5 protein-coding genes are annotated in these 5,109 nt (G+C 73.0%); 3 read left to right on the top strand and 2 right to left on the bottom strand.

Features of this window, described 5'->3' with window-relative positions; all coding sequences use genetic code 11:
- The first annotated feature begins 206 nt into the window (after window positions 1–206).
- Window positions 207–1,427 (top strand): Ig-like domain-containing protein, encoded by a 1,221-nt coding sequence (locus ACFQUZ_RS31855; RefSeq protein ID WP_377448927.1) that lies wholly within the window; start codon window positions 207–209, stop codon window positions 1,425–1,427.
- A gap of 10 nt (window positions 1,428–1,437) precedes the next feature.
- Here the strand turns inward: ACFQUZ_RS31855 and ACFQUZ_RS31850 are convergent, their stop codons facing one another.
- Complete coding sequence (locus ACFQUZ_RS31850; protein ID WP_377448925.1) at window positions 1,438–2,490, bottom strand: serine/threonine-protein kinase; 1,053 nt, start codon at window positions 2,488–2,490, stop codon at window positions 1,438–1,440.
- A 51-nt stretch (window positions 2,491–2,541) separates the two neighbouring features.
- A complete protein-coding gene (locus ACFQUZ_RS31845; RefSeq protein WP_377448923.1) occupies window positions 2,542–3,420 on the bottom strand; it encodes a glycosyltransferase family 2 protein in 879 nt (292 codons plus the stop codon).
- 87 nt (window positions 3,421–3,507) lie between these two features.
- Here ACFQUZ_RS31845 and ACFQUZ_RS31840 point away from each other — a divergent pair, with 87 nt between their 5' ends.
- Together ACFQUZ_RS31840 and ACFQUZ_RS31835 are read left to right on the top strand one after the other, a co-directional pair.
- Window positions 3,508–4,239: a histidine phosphatase family protein gene (locus ACFQUZ_RS31840; RefSeq protein WP_377448921.1), complete on the top strand. Its 732-nt coding sequence runs from the start codon at window positions 3,508–3,510 to the stop codon at window positions 4,237–4,239.
- The gene (locus ACFQUZ_RS31835; RefSeq protein ID WP_377448919.1) at window positions 4,223–5,092 is read left to right on the top strand and encodes an NAD(P)H-hydrate dehydratase; all 870 of its coding nucleotides are present in this window, start codon (window positions 4,223–4,225) and stop codon (window positions 5,090–5,092) included. Before ACFQUZ_RS31840 ends, ACFQUZ_RS31835 begins: the two co-directional genes overlap by 17 nt.
- The last annotated feature ends 17 nt before the right edge of the window (window positions 5,093–5,109 follow it).

Here is a 5,109-nt window from a genome sequence, read left to right as displayed (position 1 = left end):
CGGGCGGGCGGGGGGCGGGCGGGTGAGCACGGTTACCCGTGCCCCGGGCGGTCATGCCGTTCCGGTTCGATGAGTCCCCGGTGGACCGCCGGGACCGTTCGGACCGTTCGGTCGGCCTATCCCACCGGAACAGGTCACATCCTCGGTCGTGGCGGGACACCCGACATGCGGGCCGTACCAGTACCATTCCGCGCGGGAGGAATGTGATGGTCGCTCGCAGAAAAGTCGTCGCTCTCGGTGCCGGGGTCGCGGCGGGCCTGGCTGTGGCCGGGTGCGGCCGGGACGCCAAGCCGTCCCCGGTCAGTTGGAACGGGGCGGGTGACGCCTCGGCGACCGTTCCGGCGCAGGCCGATCCGGTGACCGTGACGGTCACTCCGGCCGCCGAGGCCACCAAGGTGTCACCCACCGAGCCCGTGGTCGTCACGGTGGCCGGCGGCACCCTGCAGGAGGTGACCGTGACCTCCGGCAACCAGCGGGTGACGGGCGCGCTGAGCGACGAGCGCACCTGGCGCTCGTCGGGCGTCCTCGGCTACGGCAAGACCTATCAGGTCACCGCCTCGGTGCGCGACGCCAGCGGCGCGACGGTCGGGCACACCAGTACGTTCACCACGCTCAAGCCCAAGGTGGCGGAGGTGACGTTCCAGGCGAACGCGCTGGCCGCGCTCAAGCGGGGTGGCACGTACGGCATCGCCCAGCCGGTCATCGTCCACTTCAGCCGGTCTGTCAAGGACAGGGAGGCAGCCGAGAGGGCGATGACCGTTGAGACGTCGCCGGCTGTGGAGGGCCGGTGGCGGTGGATCGACGGGCAGAACGCCCACTGGCGACCGGCGAAGTACTTCACCCCCGGCACCAAGGTGTCCGTCCAGGTGAAGCTGCACGGGATGGACCTCGGCGGCGGTGTGTACGGCGAGAACGCGGCCGTCAACTACGCCATCGGACCGTCCCGGATCGCCATCGCCGACGGCAAGACCTACCGGATGAAGTGCTACATCGACGGCAAACTCGTCCGCGACATCCCGATCAGCATGGGCAAGGGCGGCACGGCGAAGACCGCCACTGGCAAGACCGTCAACTACTGGACGCGCTCCGGCGTCCACGTGGTGCTGAGCAAGCACTCGGAATACCGGATGACATCGGCGAGCTACGGCATCACCGACCCCAACCACCCCGAGTTCTACGACGACCGGATCAAGCTCTGCTCCCGGATCACGTACTCCGGCGAGTTCGTGCACATGGCCGACTGGAACATCCCCGCCCACGGCCGCCGCAACACCTCACACGGCTGCATCAACGTCGGTCCGGCGAACGCCCGATGGTTCCACGAGACGTTCCAGCTCGGCGACGTCGTGGAGGTCCGGAATACGCCGCGGCAGATGAGCCTGACCGACGGCATCGGTGACTGGACCGTCCCGTGGAGCAAGTGGTGACCTGACGGTGTCAACCGGCCCGGTGCCGTCCGGGCCGCGCCACCGACGGATCGCCCGGACCGGCCGGCCCGGCGGTCCCCCGCCAGTCCCCGGCTGCCGGGCAGTCCTCGATCGCGGGGCTGACCGGCTCCATCGCCGCCGCCTGGGTTTCCGCGTCGAGGGCCGCCTCGTCGACCGCCGTCGCCTCCCGGGGCGCCGGCACGGGGGGCGGCGGCAGCACCCCGACCGGGACGTACACCTGCGCCTCGACCGCCTCGGCCAGCAGCAACGCCACGGCGACGCTGGACGGCCGGGCGGACGGATCGGCGCTCATGCACCGCTGGCACAGCTCCGCCACGTCGGGCGGCAGGTCAGTCAGCGGCGGCAGCGGGTCCGGCACCCGGTAGACGTGGGACAGCGGCTGGCCGGGTTCCGCCCGCACCGGCCACGGGAGCCGCCCAGCCAGGCACAGATAGAGCAGGACGCCCAGCGCGTAGACGTCGGTGGCTGGGCTGGCGCCGACCCCGTTGAGCCGTTCCGGGGCGACGAACGCGGGGGTGCCCACCACCTCGCCCTCGGCCACCGGGTCGCGCTGGCCGATGACCGCGGCGATGCCGAAGTCCAGGACCTTCACGCCGGCCGGGGTGAGGACGATGTTGGCGGGCTTCACGTCCCGGTGCACGATGCCGTGCAGGTGCGCCGCCGCCAACGCGGCGCCCGCCTCGGCGCACACCCGCACCGCGATCCGCCAGTCCAGCGGTCCGACCCGCAGATGCGCCGCCAGCGTCTCGCCCTCGACCAGCTCCATCACGATGTACGGGCCGGGCTGCTCGCCAGGGGCGTCAGCCAGCCCGAAGTCGTGCACGCTTGCGATGTTCGGGTGGGTCAGCTTGGCCGCCGCCCGAGCCTCCGTCCGCACCTGGTCGACGATGTGGTCGGCGGCGACCGGATCGGCGTACGGCAGGGTGATGAGTTTGATCGCCACCGGCCGGTCGAGCACGTCGTCGTGCGCGCGCCACACCTCTGACATCCCGCCCGAGCCGATCCGCTCGTCCAGCCGGTAGCGTCCGTCCAACGTCGGCATGCGCTCCCCCGACAGGTCCCCTCCGCCTCCGGCTCGATCGGCCGGTGGTGCTCACAGCGCTACCCGTTGATCACCAGCGGCAAACGCCGGTTCGGCGTCCCACCGGTCCAGCCGGGCACGGGCCGCCTCCACCTCGGCCGGCAGCCGCCGTCGGTGCCGGATCGCCCACCCCAGTTCGCGGGCCGCCGCCCACACGCCCGGCCGGCCCGCCGGATCCCGCAACGCCGCGAGCGCGGTGCGGGCCACCACCGCCGCGGGCCGCCGCAGCAGCGCGGTGAGCAGCCGGTTGCGGGTCTCCATCCGCTGCCGCGCCGAACGGTCCCGGCCGGCACGTTCCGGGAAATGGTGCACCACCAGTTCGGGTACGTAGGCCAGCCGCCAGCCGGCGGCGGCCAGGTCCAGCGCGAACAGGGCCTCCTCGCCGTACACCCGCAGGACCGGGTCGAACCCGCCGACCGCGCGGAAGGCCACCCGCCGGACCACCACCGAGCAGGCGAGAAAGCCCAGCACGGACGGGCCTGGCTGGTCCGGCCCGTCACCCAGCGGCGCCGCGGCCATCGACCGGGAGACCGGGTCGAGCCGCTCCTCGGCCCCGACCAGGACGCGCGCGGCCAGCAGTCCGGTGCTCGGGTACGCCCGCATCAGCTCCGCCGCCCGGGCCAGCGCTCCCGGGGCCCAGTACGAGTCGTCGTCGGCGAACGCGACGAACGGCGTCCGGGCGAGTTCGACCCCGATGTTACGGGCAGCGGCGCCGGTGTTACGTGTCAGCGGGACCACCCGGACCTCGGGAAATCGTGCGCGGACGGCATCGGGCGTCCCGTCCGTGGAGCCGTTGTCCACCACGATCACCGGCGCGTCACACCGACCCAGCGCCTCCAGCAGCCGGTCCCGCCGGTTGCGGGTGGCCACCACCACCGTCGTCTCGTTCACCCTGCGGCGGTACCCGGTCCCCGCCCGCTCAACCCCGTCGCGGCTCAACCCCGGTTATCGGCCACCTCACCTGGGTAGGGGGTGCCCATGGCGGAACTGGATCACCTCTGGGTCGTCCGGCACGGAGAGAGCGTCGGCAACGTGGCCGCGGCCCACGCCGAGGACTCCGGCGTCGAGCGGATCGACCTCACCGAGCGGGACGCCGACGTACCGCTGTCGCCGCTGGGTCGGGAGCAGGCCGAGGCCACCGGACGGTGGTTGGCCGGTCTGTCCCCGGCGGACCGGCCCGAGGCGGCGGTGGTGTCACCGTACCGGCGCACCGCCGAGACCGCCGAACTGGCGCTGCGCGGCAGCGGCATCCCGGCCAGCCACGACGAGCGGCTGCGGGACCGGGAGCTGGGCATCCTGGATCTGCTGACCAGCCACGGTACGCGGGTCCGGTATCCCGAGGAGGTGACCCGGCGGCGCCACCTGGGCAAGTTCTACTACCGGCCGCCGGGTGGCGAGTCGTGGGCCGACGTGACGCTCCGGCTCCGCAGCCTGCTCGGTGACCTGCGTCGGGACCACGCCGGCCGGCGGGTCATCCTGTTCGGTCACGAGGCGGTGGTGCTGTTGCTGCGTTACCTGGTCGAGGGGTTGAGCGAGCCCGACCTCATGGACGTGGCCCGATCCACCACCGTGGCCAACTGTTCGGTCACCGGCTGGGCCGACGACGGGCGCGGCGCGCTGCGGCTGATCAGCTTCAACGACGTGACGCACCTGGAGCGGCAGAGCACGCCGCCGACGCGGGAGGACGAGGTCGATGCCGAACCCGTCTGACCCGCAGGTGATCACCCCGGGCCTGTTGCGGGACTGGCCGCTACCCGTCCCGGAGGGTGGTAAGAACGCCCGGGGAACCGTGCTGGTGGTGGGCGGCTCCCGGTCCACGCCCGGTGCCGTGCTGCTGGCCGGGGTGGCCGCGTTGCGGGCCGGTGCGGGTGTGCTGCAGCTCGCGGTTGCCGAGTCCACCGCGGCGGTGCTCAGCATCGAGGTGCCCGAGGCACTTGTCGTCGGGCTCGGTGAGACGTCCGGGGGTTCGGTCGCCGGGCGGGTGGACGACAAGCTCGTCGACCTGGCCGGTCGGGCCAGCGCCATCGCGATCGGTCCGGGGCTCGACGACATCGACGAGACGCGGGCCCTGCTGCGCGGCCTGCTCGATGCGGTTGGTCCGGAGACGGCGCTGGTGGTCGACGCGTACGCGATCGGAGCGCTGAGCCACGAGCCGGACCTGCTCGCCGGTCGCGGCCGGCCCGCCGTGCTGACCCCCAACATGACCGAGGCGGGACACCTGCTCGGCCGGCCGCCTGGCGAGGACGTCAACGCCGACGCCATCGAAGTGGCCAACCGGTACGACTGCGTGGTGTCGCTGCACGGACACATCGCCACACCGGACGGTCGGGTATGGCGGGAGGAGAGCGGCGACACCGGGCTCGGCACCTCCGACAGCGGTGACGTGCTCGCCGGCATCCTGGCCGGGCTGCTGTCCCGGGGCGCGGACCCGGCCCAGGCCGCCTGCTGGGCGGCCTGGGTGCACGCGGTCAGCGGGCAGCGGCTGGCGCCCCGCTACGGGCGACTCGGCTTCCTGGCCCGCGAACTGCTCGATGAGGTACCGGCCACCCTCGCCCAGGTCTGACCGGCACGGCGCGGGTT

The sequence above is a fragment of the Plantactinospora sp. GCM10030261 genome, assembly GCF_042666615.1.
In the GTDB taxonomy this organism is placed as follows: Bacteria; Actinomycetota; Actinomycetes; order Mycobacteriales; family Micromonosporaceae; genus KBS50.
Note: the sequence above shows the minus strand (reverse complement) of the source record. Positions and strands in the feature narration are given on the sequence as shown.